The organism is Rhizobium sp. YS-1r, from assembly GCF_000757525.1.
In the GTDB taxonomy this organism is placed as follows: Bacteria; Pseudomonadota; Alphaproteobacteria; order Rhizobiales; family Rhizobiaceae; genus Neorhizobium; species Neorhizobium petrolearium.
The window spans coordinates 399,611-426,496 of sequence record NZ_JPYQ01000056.1 but is presented as its reverse complement, the minus strand read 5'-3'; the positions used below and the strand labels follow the sequence as shown (position 1 = coordinate 426,496).

Here is a 26,886-nt window from a genome sequence, read left to right as displayed (position 1 = left end):
GGGAAGAACAGAGGCGGTCGACCTGCCCTAGCTGGTCTCCGCCACCGCCGGCTCCGAACCCATCTCGTCCATGACGGGCGCCCGCTTCGGCTTGATCAGCGGCTCCGGCCGAACCGGACTGTTGAAGAGCATCTCGCGGCCGGCACCGAGCCCCTGGACTGCCTGGATTTGCAGCCGTTCTTCATCGCGCCGGCGGATATCGTCGCCGATCTCCTCTGCCTCGTTTTCAGACATGCCGAGCGCCTCCAGCGTCCGGCGGCCGAAGAGAAGACCGGATTCCAGCGTCTCGCGCAGTTCGTATTCGATATTCCGGGCCCGAAGCGACAAGGAGTGAATACGGTCGTAAGAGCGCACGAAGAGGCGCACGTCAGGGAATTCCGAGCGGATCAGGTCGACGATCCGGTCGGTCGTCTCGCGCTTCTGGGTGGTGACCGCGACGACTTTTGCCCGCTCTATGCCCGAGGCGATCAGCACGTCGCGGCGCGTGCCGTCGCCGAAATAGATCCGGAAGCCGAACGATGCCGCCTGACGTATGCGGTCGGCGGAATCATCGATGACCGTCACCTCGCGACCGCCGGCAAGAAGGATCTGCGCGGCGATCTGGCCGAGACGCGAGAAGCCGATCATCAGCACGTCGGCGCCTGCTCCGTCGAAATCCTCCTCCAGTTCCTCGCGCGTTTCACCGCTGAGGAAGCGCTTGGAAAGTGCCGCGCCGAGCGGCGTGAGCGCCATGGAGAGGGTTACGATGGCAATGAGCAGCGAGGCGGTCGCGGAGGAGAGGAGGCCCGCGGCGGTCGCTGTCGTGAAAAGCACGAAACCGAATTCACCACCCTGCGGCAGCAGGAAGGCGATCCTGACGGCATCGTTGTGCGACGATCCCCAGAGGCGGCACAGCCCGTAGACGATCAGCGACTTGACGGCCATGAAGATCGGCACCGCCGGCAGGATGAAGAGGATGTTGTCCAGGATGACGTGGACTTCGAGCGACAGGCCGACCGCCATGAAGAAGAGCGCCAGCAGCAGGCCGCGGAATGGTTCGATATCCGCTTCCAGCTCATGTCTGTAGGAGGATTCGGCAAGCATCACGCCGGAGAGGAAGGCTCCCATCGCCATGGAAAGGCCGGCAGCCTGCATGGCCGTGGCTGATCCGAGCACGACGAGGAGTGCGGCGGCGATCATCACCTCCCTCGCCCCCGTGCGGGCGATCACCTGGAACATTGGAGTGAGCAGATAGCGGCCGGCAAGCACCATCGCGCCGACGGCGGCAACGGCCACGGCGAAATCGACGAGTGGCGTTGCTTCCGCTTCCGTGGTCCCAGGGGCCAGAATCGTGATCAGCGCCAGAAGCGGTACGATGGCGAGATCCTGGAAAAGCAGCACGGAGAACGACCGCTGGCCGTAGCGGCTGTTCATGTCGCCCTCGTCGTTCAGGATCTGCAATGCGAAGGCGGTCGAGGAGAGCGCCAGGCCGAAACCGATGATGAGGCTGCCGCGCCAGTCTGCCATGTTGGTGAAATAGGCAAGCATCATCAGCACGAGGCCGGTCAGCACCACCTGCGCCGGACCGAGTCCGAAAACGTCGCCGCGCATTTGCCAGAGCCGCGAGGGCTTCAGTTCCAGCCCGATGATGAACAGCAGGAAGACGACACCGAACTCGGAGAAGTGCAACACTTCTTCAGCATCGATAATCTGCTGCAGCACCGGTCCGATGACTACGCCCGCAGCGAGATAACCGAGTACCGTACCCAGTCCGAGCTTTTTGAACAGCGGTGCAGCGAGGACCGCTCCAGCCAGAAGCAGAAGAATTTGGGAAAGCAGGGAGCCGGGTGCGGTCATGCGGGACACTTTCGGAGTTCGGCAGGCATTGGTCCTCTCAAGAATCGGCGAGTCGCCCTTGATGCTTCTGACAGTGCACAATAAATGGGACGAGAATGAAAGGCTTGCAATCATGACCTCCCAAATCGATTCCGCCGCTCTGCTTTCCCGCGCCAGCGAACTCATCGATCTAGCCAGGGCCGCGGGGGCGGATCAGGCGGATGCGGTGGTCGTGCGCTCCCGCTCCCGCTCCGTCAGCGCCCGGCTGGGCAAGGTGGAGGGAACGGAAGCCTCCGAAAGCGATGATTTTTCGCTTCGCGTCTTCATTGGCAAAAGGGTTGCCAGTGTTTCGGCCAATCCCGGCTTCGACATGAAGACGCTCGCCGAACGCGCTGTCGCGATGGCGAAGGTGTCGCCCGAAGACCCCTTCGCCTGCCTGGCGGACCAGAAGGACCTTGCGAAATCCTACCCCGATCTCGATCTTTTCGACAGCACGGATGTTCCGACCGAGGCATTGCGGGAGGCGGCGCTCGAAATGGAGCAGGCGGCGCTCGACGTTCCGGGCGTCACCAATTCCTCCGGTGCTGGAGCCTCCGCAGGCATGGGCGGTCTCGTGCTTGTCACCTCGCACGGCTTTTCCGGCAGCTACATGGCGAGCCGCTTCGGTCGATCCGTCAGCGTGATCGCTGGCGAGGGCACGAAGATGGAGCGCGACTACGATTTCGACGCCCGCCTCTATGCCGCCGATCTCGATGATCCGAAGCTGATCGGTCGCCGCGCCGGCGAGCGGGTGGTCAAGCGCGTCAATCCCCGCCAGGTGGAAACCGGCAGCAATATTACCGTTGTCTTCGATCCACGCATCGCCCGTGGTTTCGTAGGCCATATTGCAGGCGCCATCAACGGCGCGTCCGTGGCACGCAAGACGAGTTTCCTGCGCGACAGGATGGGCCAGCAGGTGCTGAAGGCTGGACTGAACATCACCGATGATCCGCTCGTCGTCCGGGGCGCCTCCTCGCGTCCTTTCGACGGGGAGGGCGTGATGGGCGAGCGCATGGTGATGATCGAGGACGGCGTGCTCAAACATTGGTTCCTGTCGACCTCGACGGCCCGCGAGCTCGGACTTACGACCAACGGCCGTGGTGTGCGGGGCGGCACGGCGGTGACGCCCGCCTCGACCAACCTTGCGCTGGAACCCGGCGACATTTCTCCCGAGGACCTGATCAGGTCGGTCGGCACCGGTTTTTACGTGACGGAACTGATCGGCCAAGGCGTCAACATGATCACCGGCGAATACAGCCGCGGCGCGACCGGCTTCTGGATCGAGAACGGTGAGCTCGCCTATGCCGTTTCGGAAGTGACGATCGCCTCCAATCTCAAGGACATGTTCATGCGGATCACGCCGGCAAACGATATCGACCGCAAGTTCGGCGTGGCTTCCCCGACGCTCGCCATCGAGGGCATGACGCTGGCGGGGCGGTGATCCCGATGAGCGCTGCTGAGCATTGGCAGGAAGACCTCGACCTCATCCTCCATGCGGCGCGGCAGGCCGGCGAGGTCGCCCATGGCTTCTTCGGCCAGGCGCCTGAGGTCTGGTGGAAGAACGAGGGCAGGTCTCCGGTCAGTGCCGCGGATTTCGCCGCCAATGACCGTCTCGAAAGCCTGCTCCGGAAAGCACGGCCGGATTACGGCTGGCTGTCCGAGGAGACGGATGACGACGTCGCCCGTCTGTCCTGCGAGACGCTCTTCGTTGTCGATCCGATCGACGGCACGCGCGCCTTCATCAATGGTGATAAGACCTGGTGCGTCTCGGTTGCCGTCGTCCATCGCGGCCAGCCGGTCGCGGGCGTATTGGTCGCGCCGGCGCTGAACGAAGAATTCTCCGCGGTCAAGGACGGCCCGGCGCTCAAGAACGATGATCCGATCACCGTCAGCGTCGGGCACGCCGATAACAAGCTGGTGATCGCGGCGGACGAGGGCCTCGTCAAGAAATTCGATCCGGCCTTCCGCGAGATGGTGCATCGCGTGGGGCACATCCCGTCGCTGGCCTATCGGCTGGCCATGGTGGCGGATGGCCGGATCGACGGCACGATCGTCAAGCGCAATTCCCACGATTGGGACCTCGCCGCAGCCGATCTGATCGTCGAACGTGCCGGCGGGCGCCTTGTCGATCTTGACGGCAGACGGCTTGTCTACAACCGGAGCGATGTCCGCCACGAAATGCTGGTTGCCGGTGCCGAAGGGGCGGTTCGTGATCTGCTGCCGAAGGTTGCCGGCGGAGCGGGTTGACGTTTCTTCGAGAATGCCGCAGAGGAGGGGCCGGGGAGGCTGGAATGAACGGATATCGACAATGACGGAAACGGGCGAAAACAAACAACTTCTGCATCTGGTCTTCGGCGGCGAGCTCAAGAACCTTGAAGGCGTGGAATTCAAGGATCTTTCGAAGCTCGATATCGTTGGCATCTACCCCGATTATGCAAGCGCGCTTACCGCATGGCGGGCGAAGGCGCAGCAGACGGTCGATAATGCCGAAATGCGCTATTTCATCGTTCATATGCACCGGTTGCTGGACCCCGGCGTCAAGCCTGTCTGAGGTAAGCCGCACTCTCTGAGGATTGGCTCCGGGCCGCATCCGAATACAAGTCCTCCGCCTGACGACGCCCCTGCGAGGACCCTATTTTGACGCATTTGTAAAACACAAGAAATTGGGCTACGGATTACGAAATAAGAGGGGTTGTCATATTGACGGCGGTCACGATCGATCGGGTGCAGGTACTATGAGCAGCGGCTTGGCGCGCACGGCTCTTTTCAGCTATCGGCTGGCTGGTATCGTGCTCTATCCGCTGGTCGGCCCCTATCTCAGCTACCGCGCCATCAAGGGCAAGGAAGACCGCAGCCGCCGGCTGGAGCGGCTGGGTTATGCGAGCCTTCCCCGTCCGCGGGGGCCGCTCGTCTGGATGCACGCCGCAAGTGTGGGAGAGACGATCGCCATCATGCCGCTGATCCGCGAGCTGCGGCGCCGCGAAATCCATATCCTGCTCACCACCGGCACCGTGACTTCCGCCAACCTCGTCCAGTCGCGCCTTGCCGACGAGGTCATCCATCAATACGTGCCGCTCGACGTGAAATTTCCGATCAAGCGCTTCGTCGCCTACTGGAAGCCGGATGCCTGCATCACGGCGGAATCCGAAATCTGGCCGACGACGGTCTCTGAACTCGCCCGCCGCTATATCCCCCAGATCCGCGTCAACGCCCGCATCTCCGACCGTTCCTTCGACCGCTGGCGCAACTATGGCTCGATTGCCGAGGCGCTGTTCGAAAAGATGGCTCTGGTCGTGGCTCAGTCTGACCTCGATGCGGAACGATTCCGCGACCTCGGTGCCTGGCCGGTCATCGTTTCCGGCAACCTGAAGAGCGATACGGATCCGCCCCCTTGCGACGAGACCCTGCTGGCCCGTTATCGCAAGGAGATCGGTGACCGCCAGACCTGGGCGGCGATCTCCACCTTCGATGGCGAGGAGCAGGCGGTTGCGACCGTCCATCGTGCGCTGAAGCCGAAGAATGGCCAGTTGACCATTCTCGTGCCGCGCCATCCCGATCGCGCCGATGCGATCGAAACCATGCTGAAAGAGGCGGGGCTGACTGTCGCGCGTCGTTCGCGTAACGATCCGCTGACGCCAGAGACCGATATTTTCCTCGGCGATTCCATCGGCGAGATGGGGCTTTACCTGCGGCTCACCGAAATCGCCTTCGTCGGCAAGTCGCTTGCCGCGGCTGAGGGCGGCCAGAATCCGCTGGAGCCGGCCATGCTGGGCTGCGCGGTGCTTTCCGGTCCGCATATCCAGAATTTCCGCGACGCCTACCAGCACCTCGTGCGCAAGGGCGGAGCCCGTATCGTCCGGGATGTCGAAATGCTGGCCAAGGCCGTTCATTATCTGATGATCAACGACCTCGCCCGCCGCAAGATGGTCGATTCGGGCTATGACGCAATGGAAGAGATGCGCGGCGCCCTTTCGAAGACGGTCAAGGCATTGGAACCCTACATCAATCCGCTGACAGTGAGTGCCCGGCTACAGCCGAAAGCAGCAACGGCTGCCGCCGCCGTCCGATGAACACCGGAAAGTTCAGAGGGATCGCCGGCATCCTGTTCGACAAGGACGGGACGCTGTTGCGTTACGATGAAAGCTGGGGACCGGTAAACCGCGAGGCTGCCCGCATCGCATCCGCCGGCAATGCCGAGCTCGAACCGCAGCTTCTGTTCTCCGGCGGCATGGATCCCGTATCCGGCCATACACGGCCCGACAGCCTGCTTGCCGCCGGCAATGCGGCCGAGATCGCCGCAGGTTTCGTCTCTGCCGGTTCGCCCGTCGATGTCGCGGAACTGACCCGGTTACTCGATGATTTGTTTATCCGTTCGGCCGAATTTTCGGTGCCGGTCACCGATCTTGCGAGCCTCTTCTCCCGGTTGAAGGCGCGGGGTTACAAGCTCGGGGTCGCCTCGAGCGACAACGAGAAGGCGATCCACCAGACCGCCATCCGTTTCGGGTTCATCGAGCATCTGGATTTCATTGCCGGTTACGATAGCGGCCATGGCGTGAAGCCGGAGCCCGGCATGCTGCTTGGCTTCTGCCATTCGGTCGGCCTCGATCCCGTCCGCGTCGCCATGGTCGGCGACAACAATCACGACATGCACATGGGCAAGCAGGCCGGCGTCGGCCTCAACGTTGCGGTCATGACGGGCACCGGTTCCCGGGAGACGCTGTCAGCGACCGCGGACATCTGCCTCGACGACATCACTGCACTGGAGGCGCTTCTGCCCGCCAAGGCCGGAGCGCTCTAACCTCCGCCGGGGCTTGCCTTTTCTGGGAAATTCCCATCTTCTTCGCGGCTGTTTCAGGACGGATCATCCGGAGAGCGTAGCGCATGGTAACGGAAGCACCGCCATTCTGGTGGACGAAAGCGGATTGGCGTGTCTGGGGCCTTTTCCCCTTTTCCTTCCTTTATGGCCGGATCGCGGGGCGCCGCATGGCGCGCGCGCACCGGGCCAGCGTGCCGGTGCCGGTGCTCTGTGTCGGCAATTTCACCGTCGGCGGTGCGGGCAAGACGCCGACCGCGATTGCGCTTGCCCGTGCGGCAAGGGAAAAGGGGCTGAAACCCGGGTTCCTGAGCCGTGGTTATGGCGGTTCGCTTGACGTGACGACCGTGGTCGATCCCGCTCATCACAGGGCCGAAGCGGTTGGTGACGAAGCGCTGCTCCTCTGCCGTGAGGCGCTGACCGTCATTTCCCGCACCCGCGTCGACGGTGCCCGCAAGCTGGTCGAGGAAGGCGTCGACCTCATCATCATGGACGATGGCTTCCAGAGCGCCCGCCTGGCGCTCGACTTCGCGCTCGTCGTCATCGACACGGTGCGCGGCATCGGCAACGGCCATCTCGTGCCGGGCGGGCCGGTGAGGGCGCCGATCGCCGAACAGATGCGCCAGCTCTCGGCGATCCTCAAGGTCGGGACCGGAGAGGCGGCCGACAAGCTGGTGCGCCAGGCGGCGCGCGCCGGCAAGCAGGTCTATGTTGCGGCGTTGAAGCCGCGAGAGGTCCCGGAGATCGCCGACAGGCCGCTGCTTGCTTTCGCCGGCATTGCCGACCCCGAGAAGTTCTACCGTACGGTCAAACAGATCGGTGGACGGATCATGATCGAGCGGGCTTTCCCGGATCACCATTATTTCAGCGAGGACGAGATCGCAGACCTCTTGGATGATGCCGCGAAGGAGAACCTGACGCTCGTCACGACCGCCAAGGACGCGGTGCGGCTTGCCGGCCACCACGGCCGCATGGAGGAGTTGGCTCAGAAGGCGAAAGTGGTCGAGGTCGACATGACCTTCGACGATCCGCAGGCGCCGGGCAAGATGATCGATACGGCGATCGCCAATTTCCGTGAGCGGCGGTTGAGGGAAAATTCAGCGAAAGCCTAGGCGCGGCTCTGGTTCGGCAGGGCGCCGGCGCGTTTTTCAGCTTCGAGCGAGGCTGCGCAATCGGCATATGGCTCCTGCCGTGCGACGCTCCAGTAACGCAGTTCGTCGATCGGGATCTGCGCGCCTGTCATGGCACATACGACATAGGAGCCTGCGGCGAGAATCTGGTAATCGCCGTCAAGATACCGGATTTTGGCCTCGCGATAGCCGCTGCCTTCGAACCGGTTCATCTGTCGTCTCCTGCGGAAAAACATATGCCTGCTCTATCCTGATAGGGCTCCGATTGCCAGCGGTTTTCAACTCCGGCCGAATAGCCGTTCGATGTCGGAGAGCTTGAGTTCGATATAGGTCGGCCGACCATGGTTGCAGGTGCCGGAGCCGGGCGTCGCTTCCATCTCCCTCAGAAGCGCGTTCATCTCCTCCGGCTTCAGCCGCCGGCCGGAACGGACCGAACCGTGGCAGGCCATGGTGGCGGCGACATATTCGAGCTTGCCGCGCAAGCCGCCGGCCGTGTTCCATTCGGCTATCTCGTCGGCGAGATCGCGCACCAGTGATGCCGCATCGACTTCGCCGAGCATGGCGGGCGTTTCGCGCACGGCCACCGCGCCGGGGCCGAAGCGCTCGATGACAAGCCCCAGCCGGTCGAGTTCTTGCCCGTGCCCCACCAGCCGGTCGCAATCCTCTTCGGGCAGGTCGATGATCTCGGGGATCAGCAGGACCTGGCTCGCCAGTCGCTTGCTGTCCAGTGCCTTGCGCATCGCCTCGAAGACGAGCCGTTCGTGCGCGGCATGCTGGTCGACGATAACGAGCCCGTCCTCCGTCTGCGCGACGATATAGTTCTCGTGAAGCTGGGCGCGGGCGGCCCCGAGACGATGGCGCGGCGCACCCTCCGCAGCAGCAGGCGTGGCCACGGGTTCGGCAATGAACGCGTCGGTGCGCGCAGCCGGCATGGTCAGCACATCGAAGCCCGACTGCACCTGCTCGGAAAAGTCGTTGGCCGGTTGCGGATGAAGCGGCCGGTAGGGTGAGGCTGCTGCCGCCCAGGACGTGCGCGGAGCCGGCTGCACGGATGAAAAGCCGGGGCGAAACGCGCGCATCATGCCCGACGCGCCGGTCGTCGCCGCGCGGTCGCCTTCCCGCACGAGCGCCTCGCGGATAGCGCCGACGATGAGGCCACGCACCAGTCCGGGATCGCGGAACCGCACATCCGCCTTGGCCGGATGCACGTTGACGTCCACCAGCGCCGGATCGAGCGTGATCGACAGCACCGCGACGGGATAGCGACCGGACGGTACGCTTTCCGCATAAGCGCCGCGGATTGCCGAAAGAATCAGCTTGTCTTGCACCGGCCTGCCGTTGACGAAGGCATACTGATGCGCAGAGTTGCCGCGATGGAAGGTCGGCACGCCGGCGAAACCGGAAAGTGCCACATCCTCGCGTACCGCATCGATCTCGATCGCGTTGTTGCGAAACTCGGCTCCCAATACCTGCGCCATGCGGGCGAGATGGTCATCGCCGGTCGCGGGGAATTCCAGGGTGGAACGGTCTGAGCCGGAAAGCACGAAGCGGATATTCGGAAACGCAATCGCCATGCGTTTGACGATTTCGGTGATGGCGCCGGCTTCCGCTCTTTCCGTCTTCAGGAATTTCAGGCGGGCGGGAGTGGCGAAAAATATGTCGCGCACCTCCACCACCGTGCCGGGATTTGCGGGCGCCGGCTTGACGCCGGAATTCTTGCCTCCGACGACCGCGACCTGCGAGCCGGCTGCGTCACCGGCCCTCCGACTGGTGATCGTGAGCTTGGCGACCGAACCGATCGAGGGCAGCGCTTCGCCCCGGAAGCCGAGCGTGCGGATGTCGTCGAGCGTGTCGGAAATCTTCGACGTGCAGTGCCGCCGGACAGCCAGATCGAGATCGGCAGCATCCATGCCGGAGCCGTTGTCGGTGATGCGGATGAGACTCTTGCCGCCGCCGGCGGTAGCGATCTCGATGCGGGTTGCACCCGCATCGATGGCGTTTTCGATCAGTTCCTTCGCAGCGCTGGCAGGTCTTTCGATGACCTCGCCGGCAGCAATCTGATTGATCAGCGTCTCGGGCAGTTGTTTGACGGACATGGGATCATTGTCCGGGATTCGGGTGAGGAAGAAAAGGCCTCGATGGACACGTTCAACCGATTTGAGGACAGGTTCGCACAAGTGCACGAGTGTTCATTAATCCGGCCTTAAGACAAGACCGATATTTGTGTTGACATTGAATTGGATGAAACCCGGGGGAGTGCCAGCTCCCCGCGTGTGATCAGGGTGACGGCCGGCTGGGCACCGTCATGCGAGACCGGATCACTCGTTGAGGACTTGGAGCCAGCATGTTTTCCGACCCCGCACGACTGAAACTAGAAGGAATAACGCCGAAAGGCGACCAAGCGGCATAACGGCCGGTCTCTGAACCGAGTCCGAAAAAGCATACGGGGAGTTCCATCCTATGAATGATTTGGCGTCGGCAGACGCGAACATTCAGACTGCCTTGCTCGAAGTGATTTCCGAGGGCGTCTCGGGCGGCCTGCTTGTCTACGACAAGAACGACCAGATCGTTTTCGCCAGCCAGCATTTGCTCAGCCTCCTGCCGGTTCCCAAGGGATTTCTTGCACCCGGCACGCGCCTCAGGGATTTCCTCGGCGCGGTTTACGATAGCGGCGGACGCTTCGTTGCCGACAGTACCAGCCCTCGCCGCATGCTCAGCCGCGAGGACTGGGTTGCCGAACAGATCGCCACCCTCTGGAAGGAGCGCGCCGACACGCTTGAGCGCCGCGGGACTGACCGCTGGCTGAGTTTCACCAAGCGTCGACTGCCCTCCGGCTATGGCGTTTCCGTGATCAGGGATGTCTCGGACCATAAGAAGCGCGAGGAGCAATGGCGGGCAGACATGGAGCGGGTGCAGATCACCGAGGAAGTGCTCGACCATCTGCCGTTCCCGATCACGGTGAAGGACAGAAATTTCACCTTCGTCGCCGTCAACAAGGCTGCCAGCCGGTTCCTCGGTTTGCCGGTCGAAGCCGTCCTGGGGCACAAGGGATCGGATATCCATTCCGCCAAACTGGAAAAACGCCTTGATGGCATCAACCGGCAACTCTTCGATACCGGGGAACCGGTCCAACTCGCCGACCGCGTGACACGGCCGGATGGACCGGACGCGATCATCATCGCCAACAAATATCGCATCGGCAAACCTGGCCGCTACTACATCGTTACAGCCATGGAAGACATCACGGCGCTCGTCGGAACAGGTGACGATGGTCGTGAGCCCGTCCTGAGCAAGGACCGGCTTCAGGTGATGGAAGCTGCTTTCGGTCGCCACGAGCGCGATATGCGTACCGACCCGGCGCGGGACATCGCCGAGGTCGCCGGCCGCAAGGTTCTGATGGTTTCGGCGGACGCCCAAATGGAGGCCGAAGCATCGAACATTCTTGCCACGCTTCGGCTCGATACATCGTCGGTTTCGACTGCTGCGGAACTCCGGCTCTTCCTGAAATTCGTAAAAGATTCCCGCATCCGCATGGATCTCATCGTCATTGACGTGGCGAGCGACGCTGAATGCATGGAGATTGCCAGGCAGCATGACATTCCGACCCTTGCGGTCAACGGTCTGGAGATGATGCAGGAACTGGCGTCCAACGTCGTTCATCTGCTCCAGCAAAAGCCCGCGGAAGCTGCGGAGAATATGCCGGAGGAGGACTGGCAAATCGACACGGGGGTGAACGCCGATGGCCCTGTCATCGACATCCTTGTCGCCGAAGACAATGAGGTGAACCAGATCGTTTTCTCGCAGATCCTCGAAGGTTTCGGTTATCGATATGCGATCGCCGCCGATGGGGAAGAGGCGGTCCGTATGTGGCGGGAACTTTCGCCGCGGCTGATCCTGATGGACGTCACGCTTCCGAAACTGAATGGTTTCGAGGCGAGCGCCCGAATCCGTTCGCTCGAAACCATCGATGGTTCCATCCCGATCATTGGCGTGCTTGCCCACCCGTTCGATCGCGATCGGGACGAGTGTTTCGCCGCCGGTATGAACGACGTGATCCTGAAGCCGATCAGCCCCGAGGCGCTGGAAGCTGTGTTCCAGGCCTATCTCGATATTCCGGTGAAGCGGTCATATGCTTAACCGATTAATCAAACTTTTGGCGTAAGCTAGGCCCGGGCCATGATTTTTTAATCTTTTTCCCTCATCCTGCCTTCGTTCTTGAAGCGTAACGGGATTATTCATGAAGTCGGCGGGAAACCCATTGCCGCAGGTCAGCCAGAATGAGCTGCAGGCGATGGCTTACAGCGACCCTCTGACGGGTCTCGGAAACCGCTACCGCCTCCGCGATAAGGTTCGCCTCCTGGCAGCCGAGCGCGCTCAGGATCCCGCGCCCTTCACCATTTGCATCGCCAATCTCGATGGGTTCAAGCCCATCAACGATCTTTTCGGCGCCGAGGCGGGCGACGAGATCCTCTGTCAGGTCGCCCATCGACTGAAGGCTTGCATTCCTGACGGCGCGACTGTTACCCGCCACGACGGCGATGAGTTCGCATTCGTCCTGCCGCTGGTCTTCGAACGGAACGGGGCCGAACGGATCGGCCAGATGATCAAGGACGTGCTTTCCGCCCCTTATGATCTCGGTGACCGCAATGTGCGTCTCTCCGCCTCGTTCGGTTTTGCGATCTATCCCTTTGCCGGTGAGGATTTCGAGGAACTGCTGAAGAGCGCCGAGACCGCGCTTTACCGTTCCAAGCGTCGCGGCCGCGGCCAGATCACCGTCTATTCCCGCGAGATCGCCCAGGAGATGAAGCGGGCGACGCAGCTTGAACAGGCGCTGCGCAACGCCGTCATTGCCGATGCGGTCGATGTGCATTTCCAGCCGATCGTGCGCATCAAGGACGGTGCCGTCGTCGGTTTCGAGGCGCTGGCCCGCTGGATCGATGCCGATCTGGGCTTCGTCTCGCCCGCGATCTTCGTGCCGCTCGCCGAGGAACGGGGTTTTATTGATGCGCTTTCTGAAACGTTGCTGCGCAAGGCTGCGGAGGCCGCGCTCTCGTGGCCGCGCGAACTTTTCCTGTCCTTCAACCTCTCTTCCGCCCAGTTGATGGACCCCGGCACGACCGAGACCATCCTCTCGACTCTGGCTCGTGTCGGCCTTGATCCCTACCGGCTGGAACTGGAGATCACCGAAACCGCGGTGATGACGTCCGCTGACACGGCGCAGCGCATCATCACCGAACTCAGAAAGCAGGGCGTGCGCATCGCGCTCGACGACTTCGGCACCGGCCAGTCGAGTCTCGGCCGCCTGCGCGACTTCACCTTCGACAAGGTGAAGATCGACCGTGCCTTCGTCTCGCGCATCACCACCGACCGCGCTTCCGAACATATCGTCAAGGCGATCATCGCCATGTGCGAGGGCCTGGATCTGGAAGTGGTGGCTGAAGGCATCGAGGAAAAGGCCGATGCCGATAAGCTCAAGGAACTCGGCTGCGGCATGGGCCAGGGATACTACTACGGCAGACCCGCTGACAGCACCGCGACGCTGCGCTATCTCCAGGACCACTATCGCGATTTCGTGACGATCGAACGGAGCTGAGTTCCCTCAAGACGACGCTCTTCGGACAGAACGCGCCGCGCACGGTTCTCGCGATGTAGGCGGCCTTGGGCGATGATGGCCCATCGCCTCAACGCCCGGGAAGCCGATGTCGACCTCCAACGATCCCCTTCTGCAGCCGTTTCAGCTCAAGCACCTGACGCTGAAGAACCGCATCATGTCGACCGCGCATGAGCCGGCCTATTCCGAGGGCGGCCTGCCGAAGGACCGCTACCGGCTCTACCATGTGGAAAAGGCCAAGGGCGGCATTGCGCTCACCATGACGGCCGGGTCGGCCGTGGTCTCCGCCGACAGTCCGCCCGCCTTCGGCAATCTGCATGCCTATCGCGACGAGATCGTGCCGTGGCTGAAACGCCTGGCCGACGACTGTCATGAGCATGGTGCGGCGGTGATGATCCAGCTCACCCATCTCGGCCGCCGCACCGGCTGGAACAAGGGCGACTGGCTGCCGGTGCTGGCGCCGTCGCCGGTCCGCGAGCCGGCGCACCGCGCCTTTCCCAAGGAGGCGGAGGACTGGGATGTCGAGCGCATCGTCGCCGATTATGCCGACGCGGCGCAGCGTATGCAGGCGGCCGGGCTCGACGGCATCGAATTCGAGGCCTACGGCCATCTGATGGACCAGTTCTGGTCGCCGGCCACCAACCGCCGCGAGGACGAATTCGGCGGTTCGCTGGAGAACCGCCTGCGTTTCACCACGATGGTGATCGACGCAGTGCGCAAGGCCGTCGGCACGGATTTCATCGTCGGCATCCGCATGGTTGCCGACGAGGACTGGAACAAGGGACTGTCGCGGGAGGAGGGCATCGGGATTGCCCGTTACCTGGCGGGTTCCGGCAAGATCGACTTCCTGAATATCATCCGCGGCCATATCGATCACGATGCCCCTTTGAACGAAGTGATCCCGATCCAGGGCATGCGGTCCGCGCCGCACCTGGATTTCGCCGGAGAGGTGCGGGAGGCGACGAGATTTCCGGTCTTTCATGCGGCCCGCATCGCGGATGTGGCGACCGCCCGCCATGCGGTTGCGACCGGCAAACTCGACATGGTCGGCATGACCCGGGCCCATATCGCCGATCCGCATATCGCGGAAAAGGTGCTGCGAGGCGAGGAAGCACGCATCCGCCCCTGCGTCGGCGCCACCTACTGTCTTGATCGCATCTATGAGGGGGGCGAGGCGCTTTGCATCCACAATGCTGCGACGGGCCGCGAAGGGGACATGCCACATGTCATTTTCAAAGCGGACGTTATTCGTAGGGCTGTGGTTGTCGGCGCCGGGCCTGCGGGGCTTGAGGCGGCTCGAGTTCTTGCCGAGCGCGGCCATCGCGTGACGATCTTGGAGGCGGCGGGCGAAGCCGGGGGGCAGGTCAACCTTCTCGTCCGCAATCCGCGCCGCAGGGAAATGATCGGCATCATCGACTGGCGGCTTGCCGAACTGGAACGGCTCGGTGCTGCGATTCATTACGATGTCTACGCCGAACCGGAAGATGTGCTGGCTCTTGAGCCGGATTTGGTCGTGGTTGCGACTGGCGGTGTGGCGCAGATGCCCGAGGTGGAAAGCGGTGATGAACTTCTGACGTCGAGCTGGGATATCCTGGCGGGGGCGGTGAAACCGACTGGTCCGGTCCTGCTGTTCGACGATAACGGCGGTCATCCGGGCATGAGTGCGGCGGAAGTGATCGCGGAAACGGGCGCGGAACTGGAGGTCGTGTCCCCCGAGCGCTTCTTCGCTCCGGAAATGGGCGGCATGAACCATGTGCCTTATGCCAGAGCCTTCGCGGAGAAGAAGGTGCGTGTCACCATCAATACGCGGCTGAAATCGGTTCGGCGCGACGGCAATGCGCTGGTGGCCGTCCTGGGGTCGGATTTTTCGACCGAAACAGAGCAGGAGCGGCGGGTAGCGCAGGTCGTGGTGGAACACGGAACGGCCGCCAATGCCGAACTCTACCTGGCGCTGAAGCCGATGTCGAAAAACCTGGGTGCGGTGGACTACCGTGCGCTGATCGCCCGCAAGCCGCCCTTGCCGATGAAGCAGCCAGATAGCCGCTTTGATCTCATCCGTATCGGGGATGCCGTTGCCAGCCGCAACATTCATGCGGCGATATACGACGCCTTGCGTTTCTGCTCGCTCTTGTAAAACAGAGGGGGCGGCACTGCCGCGTGCCGCCCCTTTTTCTGAATTGGCGACGTGTCGCCCGTTCCGGACTTTTATTGCTTCGGAGCGGCGCCGCCACCTGCAGGCATCTGCGTACCGGTCGACGAAGTGGTCGTCTGGTCCATTTCGGCCTGCTTGTCCGCCAACGTCTTGAACTCCGGGGCCGCCTTCAGGGCTTCGACCGTCTCGGTCGTTGTCAGGCGCACTTCATTGTTGTCCTCGGCATCCCGGGTCATGGTGATCTTGTCCATCGGAACGGCGACATCCTTTTCGCCGATGCCGAGGAAACCACCGACGCCGACCACGGCTGCAACGATACCGCCGTTTTCTTCCATGATCAGGTCGTTGACGTCGCCGATGCTCTTGTCTTCGGCATTATAGATCGGCTTGCCGATGTAATCATTGGCGCTGACCTGGGTTTCACTCTGCTCCGTCAAATATCCGCCGGAAGAGGCAGCCATGTCGGAGCCGGTATTCGGTGCAGGAGTTGCCGCGCTGTCAGCCGGCTTGGCAGCCGGATCGGATGGAGCGGCAGGTGTAGCCGGAGCCGGAGATGCCGGAGGAGTCGGCTGGGTCTGGGCGAATGCCGGCGCAATGGCTGTAGATGCCAGGAGAATTGCGGCCGCCATCGTGCTAAGGGTCTTCTTCATAACGATCCTACCTTCCTCTGCTAGGGTTCCTTTTTGAACACGCGGTTTCCCCGAGGAGGGGTTCCTTGGCCGCGTCAGTTCAAGAGGGAAATGTCATGAAAGGCTATTGGTTCCGGATCAAATTGCTGAAATTTTAGGCGATTTTGGTGGAACTTTTCAGCGTTCTCGCAGTTTGGCGCGTCTTTGAATTTTACGGGCGATAGGCGGGTTCAGGATTGCAGTGGATCGGCGCAGCGATCTCAAAAAGTGCTCCGGCCAAGGGTTCGCCGGCCCGGGCCGCATCATCCAGCCCCTCCCAGGCAGAGGTTACGGCAAGCCTCCCGTCGCCAATGAAAGCCGGGCAGGTGGTCCTGCGCGCCGGTAAGAGATGGCGTGACAGATGCGTGCCGTCCGCCGCATAGTGATCGACGGCCCCCTGACCCCAACGTGCGTTCCAGATCGTCCCGTCGCTTGCACAGATGGAGCCGTCAATGCCGCCCGGCTTGCCATTCTCATCGACAAGCACGGTGGCGTCGCCAGCCGGCAGGCCCGTCTCGGGATCGAGCGGAACGCGCATTAGCCGATTGACCCGCGTATCGGCGTAATAGCCAATCGTCCCGTCCGGCGAAAAGCAGATCGAGTTCGGGATGCTGATCCGATCGAAGAGCTTCGTTACCACGCCGTGTGCCACATGATAGATGGCGCCGGCACCGTCTTCAGCTTTCCTGCCCATCGTGCCGATCCAGAGGCTGCCCGAGGGATGTACGCGACCGTCGTTGGAGCGGTTGCCAGGCTTTTCCGGCTCCAGTTCACGATAGGGAGAAAGCCTCCCGCTTGCCCGGTCGCGGACAAAGAGGCCTTTGTCGCTCGCCAGCAATTGCCGGGTAGAATCGATGGAGGCGAGCGCGCTGCCCATGACCGGCAATGTGTGGACGATTTCGCGACCGGTCGCCATATGCAGTTCGTGCAATGCCTTTCCAAGGATGTCGAACCACCAGAGCGTTGCGGTCTCCGATTCGAAGGTGGGGCCTTCTCCAAGTTCGCAAAGGGACGAGGAAAGGACAGCACCCTCAAAATTGTAAGTGGTCGTCACGGAAAATCTCCAATTGCAGTCAGGGCGGGCGAATCTGTATCATTCAAACGCGAGTTCGCAAATGTTCGGCATAGCTGATTTGATCCCCAACAATTATCTCCTGACAAAGGATTGGAAGCATGCGAAGATTTTTTAAAATGGGCAAACGGCACGATCACAAGCCGGAACTGATAATTAGCAACAAATTTGGCACTTATTTAAACTCAAGATGGCAGCCTTGACCAAGGGTGCGTCAGGCGGGAATGCCTTCAGTGAGATCCAGAAGATCCTCAGTGCATTTCCGTCGCGGCAGGTATTGCGAATAAATAACGAATGGCCGGTTCGAGGCGGATGTATGGGAAATGCCATGGGTCGCTCGATTGCGGCGGGCGAGCAAAGAAGCAAGTGATGTCCATCAATACCGAGAAAGCTGGAAAAACTCCGGCCTTTGACGGAAATGTCGAAGAGATCGCGGGTCTCAGGACTCAGTTCGACGTGTTCCGGTTCATGAAGCGAGTGATGGAACATTACGGCTGCCGAACCTTCATGGTTCTCAACCTTCCCCCGGCCACCTCTCTCGAGTTGTCCAGCAACACCGTGATCACGAACTGGCCGGCCGAGTTGATGGCCCACTTCGATCGCGAAGGACTGATGCGGACGAGTCCCATCCTTCGCAGGCTCCACGCTTCGACCCTGCCGATAACCTTCGATCTGGAAACGGTCGGTCCCGAGCGGCGCGGCCCGCTGGTGCGCAGCATTTTTGGGCGTTTCGGCATCGTCCGTGGCGCTTATTTCCCGGTGCATGACATGTCCGGCGGCCGCGGCGCGGTTTCCTTCGCCGGCGACGGCCCGCCCTTCACCCGTCAGCAGATGATGGAACTGATGTATATCTCCATCCATGTCTTTGAGCGGCTGTCTGAAATCCGTAATCTCGACGTGCGCGTCACGGACATGCTGACGGACCGCGAGATCGACTGCCTGAATTGGACGGCTGCCGGTAAGACCAGCGCGGAAATCGCCGAGATCCTCGGTCTCTCGGAGCATACAGTGAATCACTACCTGAACCGTGCGGCAAAAAAGCTCGACACGGTCAACCGCACCCAAGCAGTGGCCAAGGCACTCCGTATCGGCTTGATAAAGTAAAAAAATCCGTGCTGCACTGCACACAAATTCATCACTGCCCAAGGCTAGATCGACGAAAAAAGCGTCCGGATCTGGCAGGTTGCTGCGCTGCAGCAGTATTTCCCATCAGAAGTAGTTGAAAAAACTCAATAAAAGGAAGCATCTTCCCGTCTGGCATGTTTCGTGCTTCTGTATGGTACAGGTCCAGAGGGGACTGTGAAGCGCCCCAAGAGGCGTGCCAAGAAAAGCCGTCGTTCGATCAGTGCGCCATACGGCTGCCGATCGGACGGCGGCTTAATCTTTCTTGCTCCCGGCAATGCGGAACACCTATATACGCCGAAAGCAACCTTTCGTTTCGGGAGGATGCTTGAGAAATCGGGAGTTTGAAAAATGTCCGACGTGACGAAGGAAGACGTGCTGGCGGTGCTTTCGAAGGTGCGCGGTCCGGATCTGGAAGGCGACATCGTCTCGCGCGGCATGGTGTCGGATGTCTTTATTTCCGACAACAAGGTCTATTTTTCCATCACCGTGCCGTCCGAGCGTGCGCAGGAACTGGAGCCGTTGCGCATCGCTGCCGAGCGCAGCGTCAAGGCGATGCCGGGCGTCAAGGGTGCGCTGGTGACGCTGACGGCGGACCGCAAGGCGGGCTCGTCACCGCCGCCGCGCCCGCAGCCTCCGTCCTCTGCCGGTCAATCCCCTGGTCATGCTTCGGGACATTCTCATCCGCCACAGCGCGAGAAGGCTGGCGTACCGGGAGTGGGCGCGATTATCGCGGTGGCCTCGGGCAAGGGCGGCGTCGGCAAATCGACGACGGCCGTCAATCTCGCTCTCGGGCTTCAGGCGAATGGCTTGCGCGTCGGCATTCTGGATGCCGACATCTACGGCCCTTCCGTACCGCGGCTTCTGAAGATTTCCGGCCGCCCGCAACAGATCGAGAATCGCATCATAAAGCCGATGGAGAATTATGGCCTGAAGGCCATGTCCATGGGTTTCCTCGTGGATGAGGAGACGGCAATGATCTGGCGCGGCCCGATGGTCCAGTCGGCGCTGATGCAGATGTTGCGCGAAGTGGCCTGGGGCGAGCTCGACGTGCTGGTCGTCGACATGCCGCCCGGCACGGGCGATGCGCAGCTCACCATGGCGCAGCAGGTGCCGCTTGCCGGCGCCGTCATCGTCTCGACGCCGCAGGATCTGGCGCTCATCGACGCCCGCAAGGGGATCGCCATGTTCCGCAAGGTGGAGGTGCCGCTGCTCGGCATCATCGAGAACATGAGCTATTTCCTCGCCCCGGATACCGGCAAACGCTACGATATCTTCGGCCACGGCGGCGCACGCGGCGAGGCAGAGCGGATCGGGGTGCCCTTCCTGGGCGAGGTGCCGCTGACGATCGACATCCGCGAGCGGTCCGATGCCGGAACTCCGGTGGTCGTTTCCGATCCGCAAGGGGCGACGGCGGAGATCTACCGGCAGATCGCCGCAAAGGTCTGGGCCGAGCTCGGAGGTCGCGCCCCACGACAGACACCGGCCATCGTTTTCGAATAAAATCCGTATAAGCGAAATGCCATCGCGGCAAACGAACCGTTCGACTTTGGTCGGAAGTGGATAGGGTCGGCGTTCTCGGCCAAGACCTTGATGCCGATCGAGATTCGTCTCGCAACCGCATGCCCTCTTGAACATCCTGCGGGCCGGAGTCATGTTGCCGCGCTGACAGCGACGTTTATACGCCTCTTGATTTTGACTATGGCTATCTTTATAGGCGCGTCCCGCTGGAGGCCGAATGGCCCTGGAAGGAGCCGGCAAGCCCGCTTCTCGTTCAAGGCCGACGGATTTCGGCCGGAGACAAAGATTGATCAATGCCTATAGCGCCAATGGCTCGACGAGGACGCTTCTGCCGGCAGAGGCGCTGCCGCAGCTTCCAGACGATGTCACGTGGATCGATCTCGTAAACCCCACACCGCAGGAAGATGCCTATGTGGAGGGGCTTGTCGGCATTCAGGTCCCGACCCGAGTTGACCTCAGGGACATCGAGCCGTCGAGCCGCCTCTACATCGAGAAGGACGCAGTCTTCATGACCGCTTCTCTGGTCTGGCGTGCGGATGGCAAGGATCCCCAGCTCACCGACGTGGCCTTCATCCTCTCGGGCAACCGGCTGATCACTGTCCGCTACGCGGAACCGAAGAGTTTTCAGCTCTTCATCGCCGCTCTCGGCCGCGCGCCAGACGAGATGCGCAACGGCGTGACGCTGCTCGGGAGACTGCTGGAGACGATAGCCGATCGCACGGCCGAGATTCTCGAAAACACGGTCGATCGTGTCGACAAGCTGTCGTCCGATATCTTCCGTGATCACGGCAGACGCCGTGCGCCGCGGTTCCTGGAAGCCAAGCTTGCGGACATCGCCGATCATCATCGTTTGATCAGCAAGGTGCGTGACAGTCTGGGCTCGCTTTCCAGGCTCCTGACCTTCCTGATGAACGTCCCGTTGATCAAGGGCGACAAGAGCGATGCCAGCCTTTGTCGCACGGTTGCGCACGACGTCAACACGTTGTCGGAACACGCCGCCTTCATCGCCGGCAATATCGCCTTCCTGCTGGATGCTTCGCTCGGTCTCATCAATGTCGAACAGAACGCCATCATCAAGATCTTCTCGATCGCATCGGTCGTCTTCCTGCCGCCGACGCTCGTCGCCTCCATCTACGGCATGAATTTTCATCTCATGCCGGAACTCGACTGGCACTTTGGATATCCGCTCGCAATCGTCGCGATGATCCTGTCCGCCATTATTCCCTTTTTCGTCTTCCGCTGGAAAGGCTGGCTCTGAAGCCAGACACGCCATGGGTCAACCCGCTGAAATTCATGTCACCGAAGAAACGAAGGGGCAGAGCCTTTTCGCGCTTGCGCTTGGCTCCGTCGGTGTCGTCTACGGCGATATCGGCACGAGCCCGCTCTACGCGTTCCGCGAGGCCCTGAAGCCGGTCGCCCATGACGGCGTTACGCAGACCGAAATCATCGGCCTTATCTCGCTGATGATCTGGGCGCTGACGATCATCGTGACGTTCAAATACGTGCTCTTCCTGCTGCGTGCCGATAACGATGGCGAAGGTGGTACGCTTTCTTTGCTCGCCATGCTCACCAAGACGGCCAATGGCCATAAGGCATTCCTGATGCTGCTTGGCCTTATCGGCGCGGCGCTCTTCCTGGGCGATGCGATGATCACCCCGGCGCTTTCGGTCATGTCGGCTGTCGAGGGGCTGAAGCTCGTGACGCCGACCTTGCAGAATGCCGTGCTGCCGATTTCGGTCGGCATCCTGATCGCGCTTTTTGCCATCCAGTCGAAGGGAACGGGGCTTGTTTCGGCCTTCTTTGGGCCGATCACCGCTCTCTGGTTCATCGCCATCGGGGGCTTCGGCGTCGTTCATATTTCCGATGACTACAGTATCCTGGCAGCCTTCAATCCGTGGTACGCTATGGAGTTCATGCTGCACGAGGGCTTTGTCGGCATCGTTGTGCTCGGCGCGGTCTTTCTGACGGTCACCGGGGCGGAAGCGCTCTATGCCGACCTCGGTCATTTCGGACGCCGGCCGATCCAGTGGGCCTGGTTCGTGCTGGTGTTTCCGGCCCTGACGCTCAATTACCTGGGGCAGGGCGCCTTCGTGCTGAAGCACCCGGAAGCGATGTCCGATCCCTTCTATTTGATGTTCCCGCAATGGGCGCTGCTGCCGATGGTGATCCTGGCGACGGCCGCAACCATCATTGCCAGCCAGGCGGTGATTACCGGCGCGTTCTCATTGGTGCGTCAGGCGATCCACCTCGGTTATCTGCCGCGCATGCAGATACTCATCACTTCCGAGACCAATATCGGCCAGATATTCCTGCCGTCGGTCAACACGCTGCTTCTGGTCGGCGTGACTGCGCTGGTGCTCGGCTTCGAGAGTTCCGAGGCGCTCGCCACCGCCTATGGTATCTCCGTGACCGGCGCCATGGTCGTCACCACGCTGATGGCCTTCGAATTCGTGCGGGCGAAATGGAAATGGCCACAGACACTGGCCATCGCCACGCTGGCGCCGCTGCTTGCGCTGGAACTGGTCTTCCTCGGCGCCAATCTCCTGAAGATCCACGACGGAGGCTGGGTGCCGATCACGATGGCAATCATCTTCACCATCATCATGTGGACCTGGAAGCGCGGTGCGGCGATTCTTTTCGAAAAGACCCGCCGCATAGACGTGCCGCTTGCGACCTTCGTCCCCATGGTGGAGAAGAAGAGCGATCATGCACCGGTCTCGGTGCCGGGCGTGGCGATCTTCCTGACCAGCGATCCGGAAACGGCTCCTGCGGCGTTGCTGCACAATATCAAGCACAACCACGTTCTGCACGAGAAGAACGTCATCCTGACAATCGTGACGGTCAACAAGCCGCGCGTCTCCGTGGAAGAGCGGTTCAAGATCGAGAAGATTTCCGAGCGTTTCACGCTGATCGAACTGCGTTTCGGCTTCATGCAGTCGCACAATGTCTCGCAGGCGCTCGCTTATTTGAGGAAAACTGGCTTCAAGTTCGACATCATGTCGACCTCCTTTTATCTCGGCCGCCGCAAGCTCGTGCCGGATGCCGAATCCGGCATGCCGATGTGGCAGGACCGGCTGTTCATCGCCATGGCCAACACCGCGACCGATCCTTCCGACTATTTCCACCTGCCGGCCAACCGGGTGGTGGAGCTCGGCTCGCATGTCATCATCTGATACACATCACCCTGACATTTATGTGAATCTGCTAAATAAGCCGGATTTCAGGACGCTTCGGCCATCCGCGTTAACCGCGCATCAAGGTTAATGATCGATCTTCATCGGGTCGTCGTTGCCGTTGTGGAGTTTTCGGTTTTGCGTTCGAAGCGTATTTTGAGTCGCAAGTCCTCGTCCCGTCCGGATGCCTGGACTTCTCCGGCTGTCTTCGGCCTCGCCTGCTGGCTGCTTTTTCCATCCTCTCCCGCCCAGGGAGACCTCGCCGATCTTCTGACCGGTTTCAATAACGCGGATCAGTGGCGCATGGTGCTCACCAATTCCCCGGCAGGCTCGATCCATCAGGCCTCGCTGGCATTCCCGGGCCTGAAAGACGCCGTTTCCGGCAATGCGGGAATCACTCTTCCGGATGGCCGCAAGATCGCCCTGGTCGATGAGAAGAAATCCACTGATCCGCGCCCGGATGAAGAGCGCGTCAACCGCGCCTCAAAGAAGGGACGCGTCGTCGCCGTCGAGCCGATGCAGCCGCCCAAGGCCTTTTCTGCGGGTTCCGTGCTGCAACGCTCCAGCGCGCTTACGCTGCCGATCGAAACACGCAAGGAGCTGACGGCCTTTGCCAAGCCCGGTAAGGCGCAGAAGCAGATCGAACTCGCCTCCTTCTATTTCCGCAAGAAGGAAGAACCGAAGCCGGACGACGGCCTCCTGCCGATGGTCGCAAGCCTCATCAACAACAGCCATGCCGACGTGCTCGCGACCGCCTATGCGCCGCCGGAGCCCGATTTCGCCAAGCAGTCGCCCTTCGATGCGATTCTGAAGGAAAAGCCGAATGTGGGCCGGTTCATTCCGCCGATCGGGCCGAAGGATCACGCCTGGGCTGCGACGCCGCTGCCGCCTTCCGCATTCTCCGCCCGTGAACAGCAATGCCTCGCCTCCGGCATCTATTTCGAAGCGCGCAGCGAATCCGCCCGCGGCCAGGCGGCGGTTGCTCAGGTGATTCTGAACCGCGTCCGCAATCCTGCCTATCCGGGCACGATTTGCGACGTCGTCTACCAGAACGAGGATTGGCGCAATCGCTGCCAGTTTTCCTTCGCCTGCGACCGGATCAAGGACCGCATCCGCTCGCAATATCATTGGAAGATGGCCCGCGAAGTGGCAATGGCGGTGACGGCGGGCAAGATCTGGCTGCCGGAAGTGGGGTCCGCCACCCACTACCATGCCGTCTATGTACGGCCGGCTTGGGCGCGCACGATGAAGAAGGTCGGCCGCATCGGCCTGCATGTCTTCTATCGCACCTATGGCGGCGGCTGGAGCTGAGGCTTCCCCCGGCGTCACAATGGGCAGCGATTCCCGCGACAGTTTTACCCGGCTCAGGTTGCATTGCCTGTAACTATATGAAACTTCTCGGCTAATTTACCTCAGTCTAACAGCCTTGGACGCCTTGACTATATGGGCGCTCAAAACTATGTTGCGCGCGACTTGAAAACGGGCCGGAAGGCGCGAAATCCCTCGCTGGCTGCATTATAGATGGCCGGCCGGCATGCAGGCTGTTGGGTCTGGAAGCCGGAGGAGGGGAGGACGCGAATGACGGATGATCGGGACGATGGTCTGGAAGAGCGCCGGAGGCGCCTGTCCGCAGAGCTTGCGAACAGGAAGGCCGAAGACGTGGCAGAGGCGAAGAGGGACGCGCAATCGGAAGAAAGCCGCAAGGGCATGGCTCTTGGCTTCAAGCTTTCCTCCGAGTTCATCTCCGCCGTCGCGGTTGGCGCCATCCTGGGCTATATGCTCGACCGTTTTGCCGGTACGTCGCCGTGGGGGCTGATCGTTTTGCTTCTCCTCGGTTTCTGTGCCGGTGTTTTGAATGTGCTCCGCTCCGTCGGCATGGTGGCTCCGCCACCGTCCATGCAGAAGCGGAACGACAAGGATGGGAAATGAAGCGGCCTTCGGCGGCTTCGATAATGAGCAAAGTCGCTTCGGCGGCGAAGGAAAGAGGTAGACGGTGGCAAACGATCCGATCCATCAGTTTCAGATCAGCAAGATCGTTCCGATCGAGATCGGCGGCATCGACTTCTCCTTCACAAATGCATCTCTTTTCATGGTCGCGACCATAGCTTGCGCTGCAGGCTTTCTTTATTTTGCGACGTCTCAGCGCGGCCTCATCCCGGGACGGGCGCAGTCGGTCGCGGAAATGTCCTATGAGTTCATCGCCGGAATGCTGCGCGAAGGCGCGGGCAGCCACGGCATGAAGTTCTTCCCGCTGGTCTTCTCGCTGTTCATGTTCGTGCTGACCGCGAACCTGCTCGGCATGTTTCCTTATTTCTTCACCGTTACCAGCCAGATCATCGTCACCTTCGCGCTTGCGCTTCTGGTCATCGGCACGGTCCTCGTCTACGGCTTCTACAAGCACGGCCTGCACTTCCTGCAGCTCTTCGTGCCGAGCGGTGTGCCGGGCGCGCTGCTGCCGCTGGTCGTCTCGATCGAAATCATCTCGTTCCTCTCCCGCCCGGTTTCGCTCTCCGTTCGTCTTTTCGCGAACATGCTTGCCGGCCACATCACGCTGAAAGTGTTCGCAGGCTTCGTCGCCTCGCTTGGAACCCTCGGCGCACTCGGCATCGGCGGTGCAGTCCTTCCCCTCATCATGACGGTCGCCCTGACCGGTCTCGAATTCCTCGTCGCCTTCCTCCAGGCTTACGTCTTTGCGGTGCTGACCTGCATGTACCTCAACGACGCGATCCATCCCGGCGGGCACTAAGGATAACGACATTGGCGTCCTGAGGCGTCAGTCATCAGCCGCAACAACCATTTCAAGGAGTTTCTCATGGAAGCGGAAGCAGCAAAGTTCATCGGTGCAGGTCTGGCTTGCTTTGGCATGGCCGGCACGGCTCTCGGCCTCGGCAACATCTTCGGCAACTACCTCTCGGGCGCCCTGCGCAACCCGTCCGCCGCTGACAGCCAGTTCGGCCGTCTGGTATTCGGCTTCGCCGTTACGGAAGCTCTGGGCATCTTCTCGCTGCTCATCGCTCTCCTGCTGCTCTACGCAGTCTGATACCTGGCCAGGGATCGGGATCGCGGCCGCTTGGAAAAGCGCGCCGTGATCCTTCGCATTTGGAATACACCTGGAGGTGATGATGTTCGTGACCTCGGCACATGCGCAGACCGCGCCGGCCGCTCCTGAAACGCCTGCAGCACCGGGCACCGCCCCTGCGGGCGATACGCATGCCGCGCCCGCTGGCGAAGTGCATACCGAAACCGGCGTCGCCCATGAAGGCGAGCACGGTGGCGGAACCTTCCCGCCCTTCGACGCGACCTATTTCCCGTCGCAGATCCTCTGGCTCGTCATCACCTTCGGCCTCTTCTATCTCCTGATGAAGAAGGTCATCGTTCCGCGCGTTGGCGGCATTCTCGAACACCGCCATGACCGGATCGCCCAGGACCTCGACGAGGCCGCCCGCCTGAAGGCGGAAGCGGATGCTGCCGTCGAGACCTATGAAAAGGAACTGGCCGCCGCCCGTTCCAAGGGGCATTCGATTGCCGAAACCGCCCGCGAAGCCGCCAAGACGAAGGCTGCCGCCGACCGTGCTGCGATCGAGGCCGAACTAGCTCAGAAGCTTGCGGTGGCCGAAACCCGCATTGGAGAGATCAAGGCGCAGGCTTTTGCCCAAGTCGGCCAGATCGCCGAAGAAACCGCATCTGCCATCGTCGATCAGCTGATCGGCGCCAAGGCAACTGGCGATGACATCAAGGCTGCGGTTGCAGCCGTGAAGACGGAGGCCTGA

At 61.5% G+C, this 26,886-nt stretch carries 23 protein-coding genes; 18 read left to right on the top strand and 5 right to left on the bottom strand.

The genetic code is table 11. The annotated features are described in order from the left end of the window. Positions 1–27 precede the first annotated feature (27 nt). Positions 28–1,836, bottom strand: a complete 1,809-nt coding sequence (locus JL39_RS27650) for a monovalent cation:proton antiporter-2 (CPA2) family protein (protein ID WP_037158369.1) — start codon at positions 1,834–1,836, stop codon at positions 28–30. Positions 1,837–1,948: 112 nt separating this feature from the next. Here JL39_RS27650 and JL39_RS27645 point away from each other — a divergent pair, with 112 nt between their 5' ends. The 6 genes from JL39_RS27645 (at position 1,949) to lpxK (ending at position 7,779) form a co-directional block, all read left to right on the top strand. After that, the gene (locus JL39_RS27645; RefSeq protein ID WP_037159876.1) at positions 1,949–3,295 is read left to right on the top strand and encodes a TldD/PmbA family protein; all 1,347 of its coding nucleotides are present in this window, start codon (positions 1,949–1,951) and stop codon (positions 3,293–3,295) included. A 5-nt stretch (positions 3,296–3,300) separates the two neighbouring features. Next, entirely contained in the window at positions 3,301–4,101 is an 801-nt protein-coding gene (locus JL39_RS27640) for a 3'(2'),5'-bisphosphate nucleotidase CysQ (RefSeq protein WP_037158367.1), read from the top strand. 61 nt (positions 4,102–4,162) lie between these two features. After that, on the top strand, positions 4,163–4,405 hold the full coding sequence (locus JL39_RS27635) for a DUF4170 domain-containing protein (RefSeq protein WP_037158364.1): 243 nt from the start codon (positions 4,163–4,165) through the stop codon (positions 4,403–4,405). 184 nt (positions 4,406–4,589) lie between these two features. After that, positions 4,590–5,924, top strand: coding sequence for a lipid IV(A) 3-deoxy-D-manno-octulosonic acid transferase (gene waaA, locus JL39_RS27630; protein WP_037158361.1), 1,335 nt, complete (start codon positions 4,590–4,592; stop codon positions 5,922–5,924). Beyond that, positions 5,921–6,652, top strand: a complete 732-nt coding sequence (locus JL39_RS27625) for an HAD family hydrolase (protein WP_037158358.1) — start codon at positions 5,921–5,923, stop codon at positions 6,650–6,652. The genes waaA and JL39_RS27625 overlap by 4 nt, the downstream gene beginning before the upstream one ends. Positions 6,653–6,735: 83 nt before the next feature. Then, positions 6,736–7,779, top strand: coding sequence for a tetraacyldisaccharide 4'-kinase (lpxK, locus tag JL39_RS27620; protein ID WP_037158355.1), 1,044 nt, complete (start codon positions 6,736–6,738; stop codon positions 7,777–7,779). On the opposite strand, the gene JL39_RS27615 is transcribed toward lpxK, so the two are convergent. Beyond that, positions 7,776–8,009 (bottom strand): DUF2093 domain-containing protein, encoded by a 234-nt coding sequence (locus JL39_RS27615; RefSeq protein WP_037158353.1) that lies wholly within the window; start codon positions 8,007–8,009, stop codon positions 7,776–7,778. The two genes, lpxK and JL39_RS27615, sit on opposite strands and share 4 nt — an antisense overlap. Positions 8,010–8,075: 66 nt before the next feature. Further along, entirely contained in the window at positions 8,076–9,893 is a 1,818-nt protein-coding gene (gene mutL, locus JL39_RS27610; RefSeq protein WP_037158350.1) for a DNA mismatch repair endonuclease MutL, read from the bottom strand. 364 nt (positions 9,894–10,257) lie between these two features. Between mutL and JL39_RS27605 the strand changes: the two genes are divergently transcribed. The 3 genes from JL39_RS27605 (at position 10,258) to JL39_RS27595 (ending at position 15,542) form a co-directional block, all read left to right on the top strand. Continuing rightward, a complete protein-coding gene (locus JL39_RS27605; protein ID WP_037158348.1) occupies positions 10,258–11,934 on the top strand; it encodes a response regulator in 1,677 nt (558 codons plus the stop codon). 100 nt (positions 11,935–12,034) lie between these two features. Next, positions 12,035–13,390 carry an EAL domain-containing protein gene (locus tag JL39_RS27600; protein ID WP_037158345.1) on the top strand — a complete coding sequence of 452 codons (1,356 nt, stop codon included), beginning with the start codon at positions 12,035–12,037 and terminating at the stop codon, positions 13,388–13,390. Positions 13,391–13,496: 106 nt separating this feature from the next. Further along, the gene (locus JL39_RS27595) at positions 13,497–15,542 is read left to right on the top strand and encodes an NADH:flavin oxidoreductase (RefSeq protein ID WP_037158340.1); all 2,046 of its coding nucleotides are present in this window, start codon (positions 13,497–13,499) and stop codon (positions 15,540–15,542) included. Between the two features lie 71 nt (positions 15,543–15,613). On the opposite strand, the gene JL39_RS27590 is transcribed toward JL39_RS27595, so the two are convergent. Further along, positions 15,614–16,210, bottom strand: a complete 597-nt coding sequence (locus JL39_RS27590) for a PRC-barrel domain-containing protein (protein ID WP_037158337.1) — start codon at positions 16,208–16,210, stop codon at positions 15,614–15,616. A gap of 190 nt (positions 16,211–16,400) precedes the next feature. Next, positions 16,401–17,282 carry an SMP-30/gluconolactonase/LRE family protein gene (locus JL39_RS27585; protein ID WP_037158334.1) on the bottom strand — a complete coding sequence of 294 codons (882 nt, stop codon included), beginning with the start codon at positions 17,280–17,282 and terminating at the stop codon, positions 16,401–16,403. 387 nt (positions 17,283–17,669) lie between these two features. Here JL39_RS27585 and JL39_RS27580 point away from each other — a divergent pair, with 387 nt between their 5' ends. The 9 genes from JL39_RS27580 to JL39_RS27540 all read left to right on the top strand — a co-directional run bounded on the left by JL39_RS27580 (position 17,670) and on the right by JL39_RS27540 (position 26,886). Then, positions 17,670–18,404: a LuxR family transcriptional regulator gene (locus JL39_RS27580; RefSeq protein ID WP_037158331.1), complete on the top strand. Its 735-nt coding sequence runs from the start codon at positions 17,670–17,672 to the stop codon at positions 18,402–18,404. Between the two features lie 369 nt (positions 18,405–18,773). Next, a complete protein-coding gene (gene apbC / locus JL39_RS27575; protein WP_037158328.1) occupies positions 18,774–19,925 on the top strand; it encodes an iron-sulfur cluster carrier protein ApbC in 1,152 nt (383 codons plus the stop codon). A gap of 304 nt (positions 19,926–20,229) precedes the next feature. Beyond that, positions 20,230–21,201 (top strand): magnesium transporter CorA family protein, encoded by a 972-nt coding sequence (locus tag JL39_RS27570; RefSeq protein WP_037159874.1) that lies wholly within the window; start codon positions 20,230–20,232, stop codon positions 21,199–21,201. Positions 21,202–21,214: 13 nt separating this feature from the next. Further along, on the top strand, positions 21,215–23,116 hold the full coding sequence (locus JL39_RS27565) for a potassium transporter Kup (RefSeq protein ID WP_037158323.1): 1,902 nt from the start codon (positions 21,215–21,217) through the stop codon (positions 23,114–23,116). Positions 23,117–23,272: 156 nt separating this feature from the next. Beyond that, positions 23,273–24,427: a cell wall hydrolase gene (locus JL39_RS27560; RefSeq protein WP_037159872.1), complete on the top strand. Its 1,155-nt coding sequence runs from the start codon at positions 23,273–23,275 to the stop codon at positions 24,425–24,427. A gap of 267 nt (positions 24,428–24,694) precedes the next feature. Then, positions 24,695–25,045, top strand: a complete 351-nt coding sequence (locus tag JL39_RS27555; RefSeq protein ID WP_037158321.1) for an AtpZ/AtpI family protein — start codon at positions 24,695–24,697, stop codon at positions 25,043–25,045. Between the two features lie 64 nt (positions 25,046–25,109). Next, positions 25,110–25,862 (top strand): F0F1 ATP synthase subunit A, encoded by a 753-nt coding sequence (locus JL39_RS27550; protein ID WP_037158319.1) that lies wholly within the window; start codon positions 25,110–25,112, stop codon positions 25,860–25,862. 66 nt (positions 25,863–25,928) lie between these two features. Continuing rightward, the gene (locus tag JL39_RS27545; protein WP_037158317.1) at positions 25,929–26,156 is read left to right on the top strand and encodes a F0F1 ATP synthase subunit C; all 228 of its coding nucleotides are present in this window, start codon (positions 25,929–25,931) and stop codon (positions 26,154–26,156) included. A gap of 79 nt (positions 26,157–26,235) precedes the next feature. Beyond that, positions 26,236–26,886, top strand: coding sequence for a F0F1 ATP synthase subunit B (locus JL39_RS27540; protein ID WP_037158315.1), 651 nt, complete (start codon positions 26,236–26,238; stop codon positions 26,884–26,886).